The sequence below is a fragment of the Pantoea rwandensis genome (assembly GCF_000759475.1).
GTDB lineage: Bacteria > Pseudomonadota > Gammaproteobacteria > Enterobacterales > Enterobacteriaceae > Pantoea > Pantoea rwandensis_B.
Genome location: NZ_CP009454.1, coordinates 3,584,407 through 3,600,777, shown reverse-complemented (window position 1 = coordinate 3,600,777; position 16,371 = coordinate 3,584,407). Strand labels below are relative to the sequence as shown.

At 53.6% G+C, this 16,371-nt stretch carries 17 protein-coding genes; 9 read left to right on the top strand and 8 right to left on the bottom strand.

Features of this window, described 5'->3' with window-relative positions; genetic code table 11:
- The first annotated feature begins 629 nt into the window (after positions 1 to 629).
- From pagP to LH22_RS16495, 3 genes are all read left to right on the top strand, one after another.
- On the top strand, positions 630 to 1,151 hold the full coding sequence (gene pagP, locus LH22_RS16505; protein WP_081946744.1) for a lipid IV(A) palmitoyltransferase PagP: 522 nt from the start codon (positions 630 to 632) through the stop codon (positions 1,149 to 1,151).
- A 150-nt stretch (positions 1,152 to 1,301) separates the two neighbouring features.
- Positions 1,302 to 1,511 carry a transcription antiterminator/RNA stability regulator CspE gene (gene cspE / locus LH22_RS16500; RefSeq protein ID WP_034829024.1) on the top strand — a complete coding sequence of 70 codons (210 nt, stop codon included), beginning with the start codon at positions 1,302 to 1,304 and terminating at the stop codon, positions 1,509 to 1,511.
- 357 nt (positions 1,512 to 1,868) lie between these two features.
- Entirely contained in the window at positions 1,869 to 2,300 is a 432-nt protein-coding gene (locus LH22_RS16495) for a GNAT family N-acetyltransferase (RefSeq protein WP_034829026.1), read from the top strand.
- Here LH22_RS16495 and LH22_RS16490 read toward each other — a convergent pair.
- Positions 2,278 to 3,633: a PLP-dependent aminotransferase family protein gene (locus tag LH22_RS16490; RefSeq protein WP_038648354.1), complete on the bottom strand. Its 1,356-nt coding sequence runs from the start codon at positions 3,631 to 3,633 to the stop codon at positions 2,278 to 2,280. The genes LH22_RS16495 and LH22_RS16490 overlap by 23 nt on opposite strands.
- Before the next feature lie 135 nt (positions 3,634 to 3,768).
- On the opposite strand from LH22_RS16490, the gene LH22_RS16485 reads away from it, so the two are divergent.
- The 6 genes from LH22_RS16485 (at position 3,769) to tatE (ending at position 8,459) form a co-directional block, all read left to right on the top strand.
- Positions 3,769 to 4,728 (top strand): ABC transporter substrate-binding protein, encoded by a 960-nt coding sequence (locus LH22_RS16485; RefSeq protein ID WP_038648351.1) that lies wholly within the window; start codon positions 3,769 to 3,771, stop codon positions 4,726 to 4,728.
- 2 nt (positions 4,729 to 4,730) lie between these two features.
- Positions 4,731 to 5,525 carry a deaminated glutathione amidase gene (locus LH22_RS16480; protein WP_038648348.1) on the top strand — a complete coding sequence of 265 codons (795 nt, stop codon included), beginning with the start codon at positions 4,731 to 4,733 and terminating at the stop codon, positions 5,523 to 5,525.
- Between the two features lie 21 nt (positions 5,526 to 5,546).
- On the top strand, positions 5,547 to 6,434 hold the full coding sequence (locus LH22_RS16475; RefSeq protein ID WP_038648345.1) for an ABC transporter substrate-binding protein: 888 nt from the start codon (positions 5,547 to 5,549) through the stop codon (positions 6,432 to 6,434).
- A complete protein-coding gene (locus tag LH22_RS16470; protein WP_038648342.1) occupies positions 6,431 to 7,381 on the top strand; it encodes an amino acid ABC transporter permease in 951 nt (316 codons plus the stop codon). The genes LH22_RS16475 and LH22_RS16470 overlap by 4 nt, the downstream gene beginning before the upstream one ends.
- Complete coding sequence (locus tag LH22_RS16465; RefSeq protein WP_038648340.1) at positions 7,378 to 8,148, top strand: amino acid ABC transporter ATP-binding protein; 771 nt, start codon at positions 7,378 to 7,380, stop codon at positions 8,146 to 8,148. The genes LH22_RS16470 and LH22_RS16465 overlap by 4 nt, the downstream gene beginning before the upstream one ends.
- A 107-nt stretch (positions 8,149 to 8,255) precedes the next feature.
- Entirely contained in the window at positions 8,256 to 8,459 is a 204-nt protein-coding gene (gene tatE / locus LH22_RS16460; RefSeq protein WP_034829040.1) for a twin-arginine translocase subunit TatE, read from the top strand.
- 131 nt (positions 8,460 to 8,590) lie between these two features.
- Here the strand turns inward: tatE and lipA are convergent, their stop codons facing one another.
- The 7 genes from lipA to mrdA all read right to left on the bottom strand — a co-directional run bounded on the left by lipA (position 8,591) and on the right by mrdA (position 16,352).
- Positions 8,591 to 9,556, bottom strand: coding sequence for a lipoyl synthase (gene lipA / locus LH22_RS16455; protein WP_038648336.1), 966 nt, complete (start codon positions 9,554 to 9,556; stop codon positions 8,591 to 8,593).
- Positions 9,557 to 9,732: 176 nt separating this feature from the next.
- Positions 9,733 to 10,383: a lipoyl(octanoyl) transferase LipB gene (lipB, locus tag LH22_RS16450; RefSeq protein ID WP_038648333.1), complete on the bottom strand. Its 651-nt coding sequence runs from the start codon at positions 10,381 to 10,383 to the stop codon at positions 9,733 to 9,735.
- A gap of 69 nt (positions 10,384 to 10,452) precedes the next feature.
- A complete protein-coding gene (ybeD, locus tag LH22_RS16445) occupies positions 10,453 to 10,716 on the bottom strand; it encodes a DUF493 family protein YbeD (protein ID WP_034829045.1) in 264 nt (87 codons plus the stop codon).
- Between the two features lie 159 nt (positions 10,717 to 10,875).
- Positions 10,876 to 12,087: a D-alanyl-D-alanine carboxypeptidase DacA gene (gene dacA / locus LH22_RS16440; RefSeq protein WP_038648327.1), complete on the bottom strand. Its 1,212-nt coding sequence runs from the start codon at positions 12,085 to 12,087 to the stop codon at positions 10,876 to 10,878.
- A 122-nt stretch (positions 12,088 to 12,209) separates the two neighbouring features.
- Complete coding sequence (rlpA, locus tag LH22_RS16435; RefSeq protein ID WP_038648324.1) at positions 12,210 to 13,316, bottom strand: endolytic peptidoglycan transglycosylase RlpA; 1,107 nt, start codon at positions 13,314 to 13,316, stop codon at positions 12,210 to 12,212.
- A gap of 10 nt (positions 13,317 to 13,326) precedes the next feature.
- Positions 13,327 to 14,439 (bottom strand): peptidoglycan glycosyltransferase MrdB, encoded by a 1,113-nt coding sequence (gene mrdB / locus LH22_RS16430; RefSeq protein ID WP_038650220.1) that lies wholly within the window; start codon positions 14,437 to 14,439, stop codon positions 13,327 to 13,329.
- Positions 14,440 to 14,447: 8 nt separating this feature from the next.
- Positions 14,448 to 16,352, bottom strand: a complete 1,905-nt coding sequence (mrdA, locus tag LH22_RS16425; protein WP_038648321.1) for a peptidoglycan DD-transpeptidase MrdA — start codon at positions 16,350 to 16,352, stop codon at positions 14,448 to 14,450.
- Between the last annotated feature and the right edge of the window lie 19 nt (positions 16,353 to 16,371).

Sequence of the window (16,371 nt, the reverse complement as noted above, 5' to 3'; positions counted from 1 at the left end):
TTCGTTATTCTGCCCGGGACGCGGCAAATTCGCGATAAGTTTGCATTGCCGGAATAAGGTCACGCCAGTCAATGGGTTTATCACAACCCGCGCAACACGCACCGTGGTGAGAGTTATTTCTCTCCTCTTCCACTTTTGGCAATGTGAAATAAAATTTAGCGCAGCCGCAGCGTCGACAACGAATCGTCATTTCAATCTTCCTCCCTCTCCGTCCTGGAAAGATGAGATTTATCTTATTCGCCTTCAGAGTTCAATTCATAAATTTAATTAATTTATTTCCCATGTAAATGATCGACGTTAAGTTGCTGAAAATTAAGTTATATAGCGGAGTGACTATCACGCATCAAGTGCACTTAATGTGCATTTTTCCTGACGACCGAGATATTTCTTTCCATAGATAAACCACAACCTAATCTAAATCATCGGAAAATAATGTTGTAACACAGACAATACCTGGAGTTTTTAGCCGCTTTTTTAAATATCCTTTTAACTCGTTGCGCTAATAATCGCCCACTCAACGAATGCTTTTTTTAAACAGGGTGGGGCGAGTTTAAGAGATGATTTAATAGGATTTTTTTGTGAATCGGCACATTTTCTCCGCACTTTTAGGCGGAATTTTGACGTTACCCATGACGTTTTCGGCATCAGCAGCCACGACATCGCAAGCCATTGAAGCGGGATGGAATACATTTAGTACTAATGTTGAGCAAACCTGGTCGCAGCCACAGCATCATGATTTTTACCTGCCCGCGATCACCTGGCATAACCGCTGGACCTATGATGACCAGCATATCGAAAAGTACAACGAGCGACCGTGGGGCGCAGGTGGCGGTGTATCTCGTTGGGATGAGAAAGGTAACTGGCATGGGCTGTATGCCATGGTGTTCAAAGACTCGTTCAACAAATGGGAGCCTATCGCCGGCTATGGCTGGGAAGCGACCTGGCGGCCATTGAACGATCAGAATTTCCACATCGGTGCAGGCTACACCGCGGGCGTAACGGCGAGAGATAACTGGCGTTATATCCCGGTTCCACTGGTTTTGCCATTAGCATCAATAGGATATGGTCCAGCTACATTCCAAATGACTTATATTCCAGGGACTTATAATAACGGTAACGTCTATTTTGCCTGGCTGAGATTCCAGTTTTAGCGGGTGAAATGCGTCAAAAAGTGTGAAGGGGATGCAAAAAATCAATATTTATCACTTTTTCATCAATTCTCACTGGACAAATGTCACCGCAATTGCTGTACTAGATGCCGACACAGTTTAGTGTCCATTTTTCATGTAAAGGTAATATAGATGTCCAAGATCAAAGGTAACGTTAAGTGGTTTAATGAGTCGAAAGGCTTCGGTTTCATTACTCCAGAAGATGGCAGCAAAGATGTATTCGTACACTTCTCTGCAATCATGAGCAATGGTTTCAAAACTCTGGCTGAAGGTCAGCGTGTAGAGTTCGAAATCACTGACGGCGCTAAAGGCCCATCTGCTGCTAACGTTATCGCTCTGTAAGTTAACAGTTAGAATTTTGAAAACCCGCCTAATGGCGGGTTTTTTTTGTCCTTTTTACATGTTCCACCATGTCAGGGAATAGCCCAACACGGCCGCCATGGCGACGAAAAGCGCCATCACTTCATTGTAGCTACGTGGAATCAGGTTTTTCATGTGCGCGCCCCAGAGATGTATTTCATTCAGCATCGCAAAGCCAGGTTAAGCCAACCTTAAGCCGTGATGACAGGCTGATGACAGGGCACATTCTGCGGCGTATTTCACAGAACCTGGCAGTAACATTCTCATAACAATCCTTACTTGCAGCTTTTTACGCAACAACGCTATATAACTGCATGCAAGGACTCATGAGGAGGCAGGATGAATATACGTCAGGCACTGGCAAAAGACAGTTTTGCCCTGAGTGCGCTGTTAACCGAACTAGGTTACAGCGGCACAGAAAAGTTTATTGATACGCGTCTGGCGCAGTTATGCAGCCATCCCGACGAAATTTTATTGGTGGCAGAACACGGTAATCAGGTTCTGGGGTTTCTCTCTTTGCACTTTATCCCCCAACTGGCGCTGCCCGGTGATTTCGCCCGCATCAGCTATTTTTGCATTGCGGAAGGCGAGCGCAGTAAAGGCAGTGGCCAACAGCTGCTCAGCCATGCCGAGCAGTTAGCGCGGGAGCGGGGTTGCGATCGCATGGAAGTGCATTGTCACGCTTCCCGCCTTAAAGCCAACCAGTTCTACTCGCGTGAAGGCTATGTGGAATCTCCACGTTATCACATCAAAGATCTGGGCTCGCTTTAAGTTCACGCCCGGTGGCGATGACCAGCGCGTCAGCAATGCTTTCAAGCTGATCGAACGGGAGCAGCGAAGCACTGACGCGAATAAACGGCTCGCCGTTGAGGCAGCAGCGTTCTCCCGGCAGTACGGCGATGCCGCGGGCTGCCAGGGTGATCATGGCGTACTGCTCTGATTCCACCGGGATCTGCACACTCAACCCATCTCGTTCTTCCAGCACCACTCCGCGTTTTGCCAGTGCCGCCAGTAACTGCTGGCGACGCTGCGCGTAAACGGTCTTCGCCTGTTCAATGCTCTGCTGTGTGGCCTCATCGGTGAGCATCCACGCCACCCCATCCTGCAAGATACGGCTGGTCCAGCTGACGCCGAAATTACGCCATGACTGCAGTCGTTTCACCATGTCTGCCGTCGCGGATAACGCCGCCAGGCGCAGATCGGGACCATAGGCTTTGGAAAAAGAGTGAACGTGAATGACCCGCTCCGGGAAGTGGAAACCCAGGCTCCAGGCCGGCCAGCGCGACAGATCGCCAATGCCATCATCCTCGACGATCATCGTGGTACTGTTCGCCAGCACCCGTGCCAACTCGGCACTGCGACGCTGTGTCACGCTGTAGCCGGTGGCCGAATGCGTGCGCGGCTGATAGATAAACATCGCCGGTGATTTTTGCAGATGTGCAGCCAGCGCCGTGGGGATCGGCCCCTGATCATCACAGGGTAGCGGCAAAATTTCTGCGCCAATATTCTCCAGCATATCCAGTAAACGCGTAGCGGTGGGATTTTCAATCACCACCCGATCGCCCGGCGACAGTAACGTTTGCACAATCAAATTCATGGCATCAAAGCCGCCATCTGTGGCCAACCAGGCTTCCGCCGGATAGGGCCAGCGTGGGCTGATGGCCGCTTGCAATTGCGGGGAGATCGCTTCGCGTTGATAGCTGTTTAGCTCAGGCGAAGCAATGCCGGCGAGGATCGCCCGCTGGAGATCGGGGAGCAGCGCCGGATCGGGTGATGCCATGGCCAGTGAGGCACGGATGTTCTCGCCATAGTTGCCAATCTTCTCAAAGCGGATGGGGCGTGGCAGCACGCTGTTGCCACACACCCAAACGCCACTGCGTCCTTTACCCGCCAGTACTTTCTGCTTCTTCAACTGCGCCCAGGCAGCAGAAACGGTTGCCGGACTGACGCCCAGCCGCTCCGCCAGTTCGCGCACCGCAGGCATTTGCATACCGACAGCAATTTGGCCGTCCCGAATTAACGTTGAGGCGGTCAGCGTTATTCCCTTTACCGAAGCATCATCTATTTGTTGGCTAAGCCACTCGACATCTACCGTTTGCGTCATAAGAAAATCATTTGTTCAGTAACAAAGAATTGATTGTTCAGATTAGTATTCGCGTTTTAGACTCAAATTCAAGCACTATTTGCTGAATAAATAAACAGCGCCAGAGCTCTGGCCGAAAACGGGGAAAGCACAATTATGGTAACCATCAGACTGGCGGTGCGTGACTGGGATTATTTCACCCCGCTGGCACTCGGCGACATCAAACCAGAAGGCTTCACGCTGGAGATTGACCGCGTGGGCACGCTGGTTGATAACCTCGCGACCAGCGACAAATACGATGCGGGTGAAGTGTCATTCAGCCGCTATGCTCAGGCATGTGCCAGAGGTGATAATGCACTGCTCGGCCTGCCGCACTTCCTGATGCGCGGCTTCCGCCAGCGCTGCATCATCACTACCGCTGACAGCCCAATTACCACGCCCGCACAGCTGAAAGGCAAGAAAATCGGGGTGACCGGCTGGCAGGATTCTGGCAATACCTGGACGCGTACCGTGCTGCGTGAGGCTGGCGTGGAGATCGATGATGCGTACTGGTTTGCCGGACGTTTGACTGAAGAACATCCGATTGTTGATCGCCTCGCAGGTTTCGGTCGTCCGGGCCGCATTGAACCGGCACCGGGTGAGCGCCCGCTGATCGATCTGCTCAAGGCCGGTGAACTGGATGCGGTGTTCACGCCCTTTATGCCGGAAGGTTTCTTCCTGAAGAATTCTGGCCTGCGCCAATTGCAAAACGACTTTGTGACCGCCGAGCGCGACTACTTTAACCGCGTCGGCTACGTACCGGGCATCCATCTGCTGGCGATGAAACCGGCACTGGCGGAAATGCACCCCTGGCTGCCGCAGGCGTTGAGCGAAATCATCGATCGTTCGTACCAGATGTGGATGCAGAAACGTGAGAAATACGCCGACACCACACCGTGGCTGCTGGATGATTTGCGACGTACCGCGCAGGAATTACCGGCGGACTGGAATCAAAACGGATTCTCCGCTAACAAAAAGATGATCGCCGATTTTGCTAACGAGCTGTTCCAGCAAGGCTTAACCAAAACATTACTGACGCCGGAAGCGATTTTCCCGGCAGCAGTGCAAGGGGAGTGAAGATGAAAGTTGCAATGGGGCAGTTTGCTGTCAGCCGCGAATGGCAGGAAAACACCGATATCTGCATCGGTTTAATGAACAATGCACTGGCTGGAGGCGCGGATTTACTGGTCCTGCCAGAAGGCGTGCTGGCGCGTGATATTGCCGACCCTGATTTGGTACTGAAAGCCGCACAGCCGTTGGATGGCCCTTTCATCACACAGTTGCTGGCGGTCAGTAAGGGCAACGACTTAACCACCATGATGAGCGTGCACGTGCCGACAGAGGGCAACAAAGCGCTCAACGTGCTGATTGCCATTCGCAACGGTGAACTCATCGCCGCCTACGAAAAGCTGCATCTTTATGATGCGTTTGCGATGCAGGAGTCGCAGCGCGTAAATCCAGGCAACGAAATCCCACCGCTGGTGGAAGTGGCGGGGATGAAAGTGGGCCTGATGACCTGCTACGACGTGCGCTTCCCGGAGCTGGCGCGCCGTTTGGTACTGGACGGCGCGGATGTGCTGGTGCTGCCTGCCGCCTGGGTGAAAGGCCCGCTGAAAGAGATGCATTGGGAATTACTGTGTACAGCACGCGCACTGGAAAACACCTGTTACATGGTGGCGGTGGGCGAATGTGGCCCGCGCAATATCGGCAACAGTCTGGTCATCGATCCCCTCGGCGTCGCGATTGCCAAAGCGCCAGAGTCGGCGGCACTGGTCTTCGCCGACCTCGACCCACAACGTATTGCCTACGCACGTAGCGTACTGCCGGTGCTGGAAAACCGCCGTTTTGCTCTTCCTGAACTGAAACCACTTTGATAGATTTTGGGGAACTGGCTCATGAATAAACTAACAACAGTAATAGCGTTGGCGCTGGGGCTGACGGTCAGCGCGGTGCAGGCAGCGGAAACTATCCCAACGCAGAAAGTTGATCAGGCACTGCATGACCGCCTGCCGGCAGAGATTAAAAGCGCTGGCAAAATGATTTCCGTTAACAACGGCTCGTTTCCTCCTTACGAGATCGTTAACGGTCCACATTCGATGGACGGCGCCTCTGCTGACCTGACGAATGCTTTGGCTCAATTGCTGGGCGTAAAAATTGAACACGCCACGGTGAGCGGTTTGTCGGGGGTTTTAGCTGGCATTAACTCGGGCCGTTACCAGATGGCGATTGGGCCGATTGGTGACTATCCCGATCGTCAGCAGAAAGTCGACTTCATCGATTTTGTGCAGGAGTTCGTGGTGTTCGGCGTGCAGAAGGGCAATCCGGCGAAAATTAACGGTCTGGAAGACACCTGCGGCAAGCGTATTGCCGTGATGGCAGCCGGTTCAGCTGAGCAGGTGATTCGTAAGCAGTCGGATGCCTGCGTTGCAGCGGGCAAGCCTGCGGTGGTGGTGCAATCCTTTACCGATCAGCCTTCATCGATTCTGGCGGTGCGCTCTAAGCGTTCTGATGCATTCTTCTCTTCTCAGGCGCCGCTGACCTACTTTATTGAGCAAGCCAATGGCCAGCTGGAGCTTTCCGGTAAAGGACAGAAAAACGGCTTTGGCGACATTTTCCAGGGCACGGTCGTACCAAAAGGTTCTGATCTGGGCAACGTGGTGCTGGATGCTTACAAAGAGCTGTTCGCGAACGGCACCTACGCGGCGATCATGAAAAAGTGGAAACTCGACGGCAATATCTTGCAGCAGCCGGGTCGTAATCTGGCGCAGGGGACAGCAAAATGAATCCGGTCACCCACAATACGCGAGCCAGGGATAAGGCCAACGTGCAACAGCGCGATGTCGCTTTCGCCCGCAGTGCGCCCACTTATGGACGCTGGATCTCATGGATTGTGGTACTGGTGATCGCAGCCAACTTTCTCTGGCTGGTGGCGACCAATCCCAATTTTGAATGGAAAGTGGTGTTGCAGTGGTTTACTGAAGGCTCAGTGATGAAAGGGCTGCAGGTGACGCTCGGGCTGACGGTGGTCTCCATGATCCTCGGTACGCTGCTGGGCCTGTTGCTGGCGGTATGGCGTCTTTCGGAAAACAAACTGCTGAGCGGCATCTCGTCGCTCTACATCTGGTTTTTCCGGGGTACGCCACTGCTGGTGCAGCTGATCTTTTGGTACAACCTGTCGACACTGTTTCCAACCCTTTCGATTACCGTACCCTGGACGGACATCACCTTCGCCAGCTGGAATACCAACGATCTGATTACACCGCTGACCGCTGCGTTTGCTGGTCTGGCGTTGAATGAAGCGGCGTACATGGCCGAGATTATCCGCGCCGGGCTGTTGTCGGTGGATCAAGGGCAGGTGGAAACCACTCAGGCGTTTGGCATGAGCCGCAGCCGTGCGCTGCGCCGCATTATTATTCCGCAGGCGATGCGATCCATCATTCCGCCGACCGGTAATCAGCTGATCAGTATGATTAAAGCGACCTCGCTGGTGAGCGTGATAGCCATGGGCGATCTGCTTTACTCGGTGCAGGCCGTTTATAACCGCACCTTTGAAATTATCCCGATGCTGATGGTCGCCGTGATTTGGTATCTGCTCATCACTTCGATCCTGAATATTGGGCAGTCCGCTATCGAGCGCTACTACGCACGCGGCACCAAACGTACCGTGGTGAACAAGCGCCGGGCAGACACGGCTGTAGCAGCCACACATCAGCTGAAGGAGGATGTATGAGTGAGATTCAGCCGCTGGTATCTGCGCGCAATGTCCAGAAGAGTTATGGCGATAACGAAGTATTGAAAGGGATCGATCTGGATGTGTTTCCGGGTGAAGTGGTGGTGATTCTTGGGCCATCAGGTTCGGGTAAATCGACCTTCCTGCGCTGTATCAATCATCTGGAAGATATGAATGCCGGCTCCATCATGGTCGGTGAAGAACAGATTGGCTACGAATTGAAGCGTGGGATTCTGCATCGCCTGTCGGCACGGCGGATTGCTCACCAGCGTCAGAAGATCGGCATGGTGTTTCAGCAATTCAACCTCTATCCACACATGACGGTGCTGCAGAACATCATTGAAGCGCCCATTGGTGTGCATAAGTTTCCTCGCCAGGAAGCGTTGCAGCATGCGCGCGAACTGCTGACGACGGTGGGATTGAGTGACAAAGCCGATGCGTGGCCACGTCACCTTTCCGGCGGCCAGCAGCAGCGCGTGGCGATTGCTCGCGCTTTAGCCATCAAACCGGCGTTGATGCTGTTTGATGAGCCGACTTCCGCGCTGGACCCTGAACTCGTGGGGGAGGTGTTGGCGACGATGCGCACGCTGGCCGATCGCGGTCTGACCATGATCGTGGTGACACATGAGATTGGCTTTGCACGTGAGGCGGCGGACCGGGTGGTGTTTATGGATGGCGGCGTAGTGGTAGAGCAGGGGACACCGGAGCAGGTGATCGGTAATCCACAGCACCCGCGTACGCAGGCATTTTTGAGCCGCTTTATTTAATGTTGCGCGGATGTTGATCGTAATCTGTTACAGATTCCAGTTGTGACAGCTGATAAACTGCGCATTAATAGTCATGTCTGTTTTTCGCTAAGGTTGAAAGGTAAAGTATGGAAGGTTTCAGCATTGCCAAACTGCTGATCATCGGTGCACTTATTGTACTGCTGTTTGGTACCAACAAGTTACGTTCACTGGGTGGTGATCTGGGTTCCGCCATTAAAGGCTTCAAGAAAGCCATGAAAGACGATGAATCCACCGCAACCAAGAGCACCGCTGAAGAAGCGCCGGCTGAACGCGTGAGCCACAAAGAGTAATCCGACTTCAAACGTCAATAAGTGTAAATATTTATGACGTTGATAAAAAACCAGACTGCTTCCAGTCTGGTTTTTGTTTTTGGGCGCAGGTTAAAACAGCCTGAGTGCGGGCATCACACCCGCAGCACCGATTATTTCACTTCCAGCCCTTTAGCCTGCATATCCGCATGATAAGAAGAGCGGACGAACGGGCCACAGGCCGCGTGGGTAAAGCCCATTGCCATGGCTTCTTCTTTCATCTCATCAAACTCTGCCGGGCTAACATAGCGCTGTACCGGCAGGTGATGGCGGCTTGGCTGCAAATACTGGCCGAGTGTAAGCATGGTGACGCCATGACGACGCAGATCACGCATCACTTCAACGATTTCCGCATTGGTTTCGCCCAATCCGACCATGAGGCCAGATTTGGTCGGCACATCCGGATGCGCTTCTTTAAAACGCTCCAGCAGCTTCAGTGACCAGTCGTAGTTGGCACCAGGACGGACCTGGCGATAAACGCGCGGCACGTTTTCCATATTGTGGTTGAACACATCTGGCGGTGTGGCGGTAAGGATTTCCAGCGCACGATCCATACGACCACGGAAGTCAGGCACCAGGGTTTCAATTTTGATGGTAGGGCTTTTTTCGCGAATCGCAGTGATGCAATCTGCAAAGTGCTGAGCCCCGCCGTCGCGCAGATCGTCGCGGTCAACCGAGGTGATCACCACATAACGCAGCGCCATATCGGCAATGGTTTGTGCCAGTTTCAGCGGTTCGTTGGCGTCAGGCATATTTGGACGGCCGTGGGCGACGTCGCAGAAGGGGCAACGACGCGTACAAATCGCACCGAGGATCATAAAGGTGGCGGTGCCGTGGTTAAAACATTCAGCGAGGTTTGGGCAGGAGGCCTCTTCACACACCGAGTGCAGACCATTTTTGCGCATGGCGGCTTTGATACCCTGAATGCGGCTGGAATCCGCAGGCAGTTTGATCTTCATCCACTCCGGCTTACGCAGAATCTCTTCACGCTCGACCATCACGGTTTTCACCGGAATCAGCGCCATTTTGTCGGCATCGCGATACTTGACGCCACGTTCCATCTGAATTGGTTTACTCATAAATCTGCAGGTTCCGGTCGGGATTGCGATTTGAAAGCTTCCTCACTCAAACTGAGAACCAGGCTTTCAACTTTATTTGAAAATATGGCAAAAATTATATCATTTCGTCTGCGCATAAGCAGCCGATATGCGAGCGCTAAAGTTACAATTTTGTAAATGAGCACAGACAGTCAAGGTCAGACCGCTGCATCATTTTGCCATTCCAGTTGGGTGAAACCAGTCAAACGGGCGAAATGTTGTACCAAACGGGGTTGTACGTCGGCGGTTGTGACGCCCGGCTGTTTTTCACTTAACTGCGTCATACGCATACCGGCATAACCGCAGGGATTGATGCGCAGGAAAGGCGCCAGGTCCATCGCCACATTCAACGCCAGACCATGGAAAGAGCACCCTTTACGAATACGAAGGCCTAACGAGCACACTTTGTCATCGCCGATATAGACGCCGGGTGCATCGGCACGCGCACGCGCAGCGATACCATAATCCGCCAGGGTGGCGATCACGGTTTCCTCCAGCGCAGTGACCAGATCCCGGACACCGATTTTGTGACGTTTAATATCAATCAGCACGTACATCACCTGTTGCCCAGGCCCGTGATACGTCACCTGACCACCACGATCGCTCTGCACTACCGGAATATCTCCCGGCATCAGCAGATGTTCGGCTTTGCCTGCCTGGCCCTGGGTAAACACCGGATGGTGTTCCACCAGCCAGATTTCATCGGCGGTGCTGCTGTCACGTTGATCGGTAAACTGATGCATCGCATCGGAGACAGGTTGCCAGTCGCGCTGGCCCAGTTGACGAACAAGAAGCGTGTTAGCTGACAAAGCGGAGATCCGGTAAAGAGTGGAGGGCTGAGTATAACGCTGGCAAAGCCGCCTTTGCCAGCGTGGGTATTACAGAACCATGCGCACGATATCGATGTTACCCAGTTCTTCATACAGGGTTTCTACCTGTTCGATATGCGTTGCGGTGATGGTGATAGAAACCGAATGGTAGTTACCTTTGCTGCTGGGTTTCACCGCCGGGGTATAGTCGCCGGGGGCGTGGCGCTGTACCACTTCAACCACTTGATCAACCAGCTCCGGTTGCGCCAGACCCATTACTTTATAGGTGAAGGGGGTAGGGAATTCGAGCAGTTCATTCAGTTTGGTTTTCATGTTGGCTCCGGTGCTTAAAATTGAGAAGAGAAGCCCGCAGGCCGCCCCTACAACAGGTGATGCATAAAAATCGATAAGGGAGGCTTTCCAGCCTCCCCTATACGTTTGAAACGGGGGTTTCTAATTATATGGTATCAGACAGACGATTTTTCAAGCGTCTTAGCCAAACCAGTGGTGGAACATCAGTTTGATGTAATCAATGATACGGCTGAAGAAGCCGCCTTCCTGCACTTCGTTCAGGACCACCAGTGGACGCTGTTCAATGGTTTTGCCATCCAGCTGGAAGTTGATGCTGCCCACAACCTGATTTTTCTGCAGCGGCGCATGCAGTTCGGTATTGGTCAGCACATAGCTGGCTTTCAGGTCTTTCATACGGCCGCGTGGAATGGTCAGGTAGGCATCTTTTTCAACGCCCAACTGGACACGATCGTTGTTACCAAACCAGACCGGCTCAGAAGCGAACTCTTTGCCTGCTTTTAGTGGTGCCACGGTCTCGAAGAAACGGAAGCCCCAGGTCAGCAGCTTTTTGCTTTCGGTTTCGCGACCTTTATAGGTGTGACCGCCCATAACCGCAGAGATCAGACGCATCTGGCCTTCAGTGGCAGAAGCCACCAGGTTGTAACCTGCCGCATCAGTGTGACCGGTTTTGATGCCGTCCACGTTCAGGCTGGTATCCCACAGCAGACCATTACGGTTCATCTGTTTGATATTGTTGAAGGTGAACTCTTTTTCACGGTAGACCGAGTATTCATCCGGCACATCACGAATCAATGCCTGGCCGATCAGCGCCATATCACGCGCTGAGCTGTACTGGCCTTCTGCATCCAGGCCGTGCACGGTCTGGAAGTGGGTGTTTTTCAGACCCAACGCGCCAACGTAGTTATTCATCAGGCTAACAAACGCATCCTGGCTGCCGGCAACGTAATCAGCCATCGCCACACAGGCATCATTCCCTGACTGCAACACGATGCCGCGCGTCAGTTGAGAAACCGGTACGCGATCGCCTGGCTTCAGGAACATCAGTGACGAGCCTTTGAACACCGGATTACCGGTGGCCCATGCGTCTTTACCGACGGTGACGATATCATCGTTATGGATTTTGCCGGCTTTGACCGCCTGACCAATCACATAGCTGGTCATCATTTTGGTCAGACTGGCGGGATCGCGGCGCGCATCGGCGTTCTTTTCTGCCAGGACTTTACCGGAGTTGGCATCGATCAGCACATAAGCTTCAGCATCGATTTCCGGGACGCCCGGGATCATTGTCTTAAGGTTAACATCATCCGCAAAGGCGGCATGGCTGAGAGAAAGGGTGACCAGTGATCCCACTGTCAGGCGTTTCAGAAAACGAGAGGGTTTCAGCGTATTCATGTTAAGGACTACAACATCCGTGGGCTAAGAGTGAAAAAAGTGCCTTACTATAGCAAACGCCCGATCGAGCGACATCTTGCTTTGCAAATCAGTTTCAGCAGTAAAGGTAACTGCCCGTAACATTACGGGCGGGCAGTGGTAATAAATGAGCTCATCTGTGCTTCAGTGGTCAGTCGCTGTTGTAACGCAGCGGCTTCCGCCCGGCTGCTGTACCCGCCGAGTTGAATACGATAAACGTTGCCATTGGCTTCCACATTGCCGGGGACGCCAAAACGTTTACCCAGGCTGGTCGCCAATTGATGGGCGCGCGCTGCATCATTGACTGCCCCGACCTGTACCACATATCCACCGGCGGTACGCGCACTCTGGTTCACGGGTGCAGTGCTGGCTGGAGCAGAAACCGATGCCGCAGCCGGTGCAGCGGACGTTGATTGCGCAGGCGTGGCGGCCGGTTCACTGCCTTCCAGTACGCCGTTGGCTAAAGGCTGAGGTGCGCCGAGGAAGCCGTTGCTCTGTACCGGGGCACCCAGGCCACCGTTGCTCTGCAGGGTACTGTTATCGACTGCGCGGACATCCTGCGGCGCAGGCGCTGGCGTCGTATTGGCGCTGCCACCCATCATCACCATGCCGCCGTTAAGATCCGGACGGGCGGGCAGGGCGTAGCTCTGCTTCGCCACGGTGGTGCCAATAGTACCCGGGCCAGACACGGAACCATCCGGGGCGACTTTGATGTAATCCACACGCACACGCGAATTATTGGAGATATTCAAACGGTCGCCTGCCGCACGAGACAGGTCAATGATGCGGCCGGGCGTATACGGGCCACGGTCATTAACACGCACCACAATCTGGCGGCCATTAGCGAGGTTAGTGACGCGCACATAACTTGGCAATGGCAGCGTTGGGTGTGCTGCAGTTAAGGCATCCGGGTCGTAGGATTCGCCAATCGCCGTGCGATTGCCTTGCGCTTCGGCACCGTACCAGGTGGCCAGTCCGACTTCGCTGTAATTCGAAGGATCTTTGATCACGCGATAATTTTTACCATTAACGCTGTAATCCTGGCTGGTAGAAGGATTGATGGGTTCATAGCGCGGTTCAACGCCTGGAATTTCCACCACCGGGCCATTATAGGCCGGCTGCGGTGGCGCAGTATTACTCTGCTGTTCCGGTGCGGAACAGGCAGCCAGTACCAATGATGCCAGTGCAACCCCAAGCCAATCCTTACGCATGTGCAGCCTCTTAAACGCTTTTAGATAACATTTTTCGATGAGTATGGATCGACATCACGATGCCAAATCCGGCCATTAACACGATCAACGCTGACCCGCCGTAGCTCACCAGCGGCAGCGGAACACCGACCACCGGTAAGATACCACTTACCATACCAATGTTAACGAAAACATAGACGAATAAAATCAACATCAAACCGCCGGCCATCACGCGACCGAACGTGGTTTGCGCGCGCGCCGCAACAATCAGGCCGCGCAAAATCAGCAGCAGATACAGTACCAGTAACACTAATACGCCGACCAGGCCGAGTTCCTCTGCCAGTACCGCAAAGATAAAGTCGGTGTGGCGTTCGGGCAAAAACTCCAGTTGTGACTGGGTGCCATGCAGCCAGCCTTTGCCACGTAAACCCCCGGATCCAATCGCAATCTTGGACTGAATAATGTGATAACCGGCACCGAGCGGGTCACTCTCAGGATCGAGCAGCATCATCACGCGGTCGCGCTGATAATCATGCATCAGGAAGAACCACAGCACCGGAATAAAGGCCGCCACCAGTAGCACCGCCACGGCGATCAGCTTCCAGCTCATGCCCGACAGGAACAACACAAACAGGCCGGATGCGGCGATCAGAATCGAGGTGCCGAGGTCAGGCTGTGCCGCTACCAGCAGCGTCGGCATGAAGATCAGCACCAGCGCGATACCGGTGTTTTTCAGCGTGGGTGGACAGACATCGCGGTTAATAAATCGCGCCACCATCAGCGGAACCGCAATCTTGGCTATCTCGGAGGGCTGGAAACGCACAAAGCCGAGATCGAGCCAGCGCTGAGCCCCTTTACTGATATGGCCAAAGGCATCCACCGCCACCAGTAATATCACGCAGACAATGTAGAGATAGGGCGCCCAACTTTCATAAACGCGCGGCGGCACCTGCGCCATGACCAGCATGATGATCACGCCCATGGCAATCTGACCGAGTTTACGCTCCATCATGCCGGGATCCTGACCGCTGGCGCTCCAGATGACGATGGCGCTGTAAGCCAGTAGCGCAAGGATGATCAGCATAAACAGGGGATCGATATGGATACGCGTCCAGATCGATCTTTTCTGCGGGCTATCGTTCATGGACATCTTTATTCACCTTCGTAGCCAGGCGGCGTCGGTGCGGCTTCAGGCAGCACGGTATTGTTGTCGCCTAACATTATGTGGTCGAGAATCTGACGCATCACCGTACCCACTGCCGGGCCGGCACCGCCGTTCTCCAGAATCATGGTCACGGCAACGCGCGGTTTATCGTAAGGCGCGAATGCCGTCATTAACTTATGGTCACGCAAGCGTTCAGCAATTTTGTGCGCGTTATAGGTTTCGTTCTCTTTCAGACCGAATACCTGCGCAGTACCGGATTTCGCAGCGATTTTGTAAGGTGCATCGGCAAAACTCTTGTGCGCCGTCCCGTTCGCGCGGTTGGCCACGCCGTACATGCCATCTTTGGCTATTTCCCAGTATCCCGAGTGAATATCGCCAATCGGCGCATCCGGCGGCTGACGATACGGCACCATGGTTTGGCCTTCACGGGTGGCGCGCAGTAAATGCGGCACTTTGATGATGCCGTCATTGATGAGAATCATCATGGCTTTGTTCATCTGCACTGGCGTTGCAGTCCAGTAACCCTGACCAATGCCCACCGGAATGGTGTCACCCTGATACCACGGCTTCTTAAAGCGCTTCAGCTTCCACTCACGTGTTGGCATGTTGCCGGGACTTTCCTGCGGCAAATCAATACCGGTGCGATGGCCATAGCCAAATTTGGTCATCCACTCAGACAGGCGATCGATGCCCATATCGTAGGCGACCTGATAGAAGAAGGTATCGGCAGATTCTTCCAGCGATTTGGTGACATTCAGACGGCCGTGTCCCCATTTTTTCCAGTCGCGGTAGCGCTTTTCCGAACCGGGCAATTGCCACCAGCCGGGGTCAAACAGGCTGGTATTGCGGTTAATCACCCCTGCACTCAGCGCAGAGACGGCAACATAAGGTTTCACCGTTGAAGCTGGCGGGTAGGATGCCTGTAACGCGCGGTTATACAGCGGACGGTTCTCATCGCTCAGCAGGGCTTTGTAATCCTTGCTGGAGATGCCATCAACAAATAGATTGGGGTCGTAGCTGGGTGTGGACACCAGCGCCAGAATTTCACCGGTGCGTGGATCGCTGACCACGACGGCGGCGCGGCTGCCGGTCAACAAGGTTTCGATATACTGCTGCAGTTTCAGGTCAACGGTCAGGTAGATATCACGGCCGGCCTGTGGAGATTGCTCATGCAACTGACGGATCACCCGGCCACGGTTGTTAACTTCAACCTCTTCATAGCCGGTTTTGCCATGCAGCACATCTTCGTAATAGTTTTCGATACCGAGCTTGCCGATATCATGCGTTGCGGCATAGTTAGGCCATTTACCTTCATCATCGAGGCGTTTAACGTCACGATCGTTAATTTTAGAGACGTAGCCCACCACATGCGTCAGCGTCTGACCGTAGGGATAATAGCGGCGCTGATAACCTTTCACTTCCACACCGGGGAAGCGGTACTGATTGACGGCAAAGCGCGCCACCTGCACTTCGTTGAGTGCGATTTTAATCGGAATGGAGGTGAAACGACGTGAGCGCTTACGCTCTTTTTCAAAGGCGTCGAGATCGTCGTCCGTCAGATCCAGCACCGGGCGCAGATCCTGCAGCGTCTGCTTCAGGTCATCGACTTTTTCGGGCACCAGTTCAGCCTGGTAAATGGTGCGGTTCAGCGCCAGCGGGACGCCGTTGCGATCAAAGATGATGCCGCGGCTGGGCGCAACCGGCACCAGCTTGATGCGGTTCTCATTGGAACGGGTGCTGTAATCGTCAAAACGCAGAATTTGCAGATGATAGAGGTTGACCACCAGCACGCTGGAGAGCAGGAAAATGCCAACAAAAGCCACCAAAGCCCGGCGGACAAAGAGTTTCTGTTCGGCAGTGTAATCGCGAAAGGCGTTGCTCTGTAATTTCATCCGCTGCGTTTATTGTCTG

Coding starts and splice junctions, on each gene's coding strand:
- pagP (WP_081946744.1), top strand. CDS start 630: ATGACGTTTTCGGCATCAGCAGCCACGACATCGCAAGCCATTGAAGCG.
- cspE (WP_034829024.1), top strand. CDS start 1,302: ATGTCCAAGATCAAAGGTAACGTTAAGTGGTTTAATGAGTCGAAAGGC.
- LH22_RS16495 (WP_034829026.1), top strand. CDS start 1,869: ATGAATATACGTCAGGCACTGGCAAAAGACAGTTTTGCCCTGAGTGCG.
- LH22_RS16490 (WP_038648354.1), bottom strand. CDS start 3,633: ATGACGCAAACGGTAGATGTCGAGTGGCTTAGCCAACAAATAGATGAT.
- LH22_RS16485 (WP_038648351.1), top strand. CDS start 3,769: ATGGTAACCATCAGACTGGCGGTGCGTGACTGGGATTATTTCACCCCG.
- LH22_RS16480 (WP_038648348.1), top strand. CDS start 4,731: ATGAAAGTTGCAATGGGGCAGTTTGCTGTCAGCCGCGAATGGCAGGAA.
- LH22_RS16475 (WP_038648345.1), top strand. CDS start 5,547: ATGAATAAACTAACAACAGTAATAGCGTTGGCGCTGGGGCTGACGGTC.
- LH22_RS16470 (WP_038648342.1), top strand. CDS start 6,431: ATGAATCCGGTCACCCACAATACGCGAGCCAGGGATAAGGCCAACGTG.
- LH22_RS16465 (WP_038648340.1), top strand. CDS start 7,378: ATGAGTGAGATTCAGCCGCTGGTATCTGCGCGCAATGTCCAGAAGAGT.
- tatE (WP_034829040.1), top strand. CDS start 8,256: ATGGAAGGTTTCAGCATTGCCAAACTGCTGATCATCGGTGCACTTATT.
- lipA (WP_038648336.1), bottom strand. CDS start 9,556: ATGAGTAAACCAATTCAGATGGAACGTGGCGTCAAGTATCGCGATGCC.
- ybeD (WP_034829045.1), bottom strand. CDS start 10,716: ATGAAAACCAAACTGAATGAACTGCTCGAATTCCCTACCCCCTTCACC.
- dacA (WP_038648327.1), bottom strand. CDS start 12,087: ATGAATACGCTGAAACCCTCTCGTTTTCTGAAACGCCTGACAGTGGGA.
- rlpA (WP_038648324.1), bottom strand. CDS start 13,316: ATGCGTAAGGATTGGCTTGGGGTTGCACTGGCATCATTGGTACTGGCT.
- mrdB (WP_038650220.1), bottom strand. CDS start 14,439: ATGAACGATAGCCCGCAGAAAAGATCGATCTGGACGCGTATCCATATC.
- mrdA (WP_038648321.1), bottom strand. CDS start 16,352: ATGAAATTACAGAGCAACGCCTTTCGCGATTACACTGCCGAACAGAAA.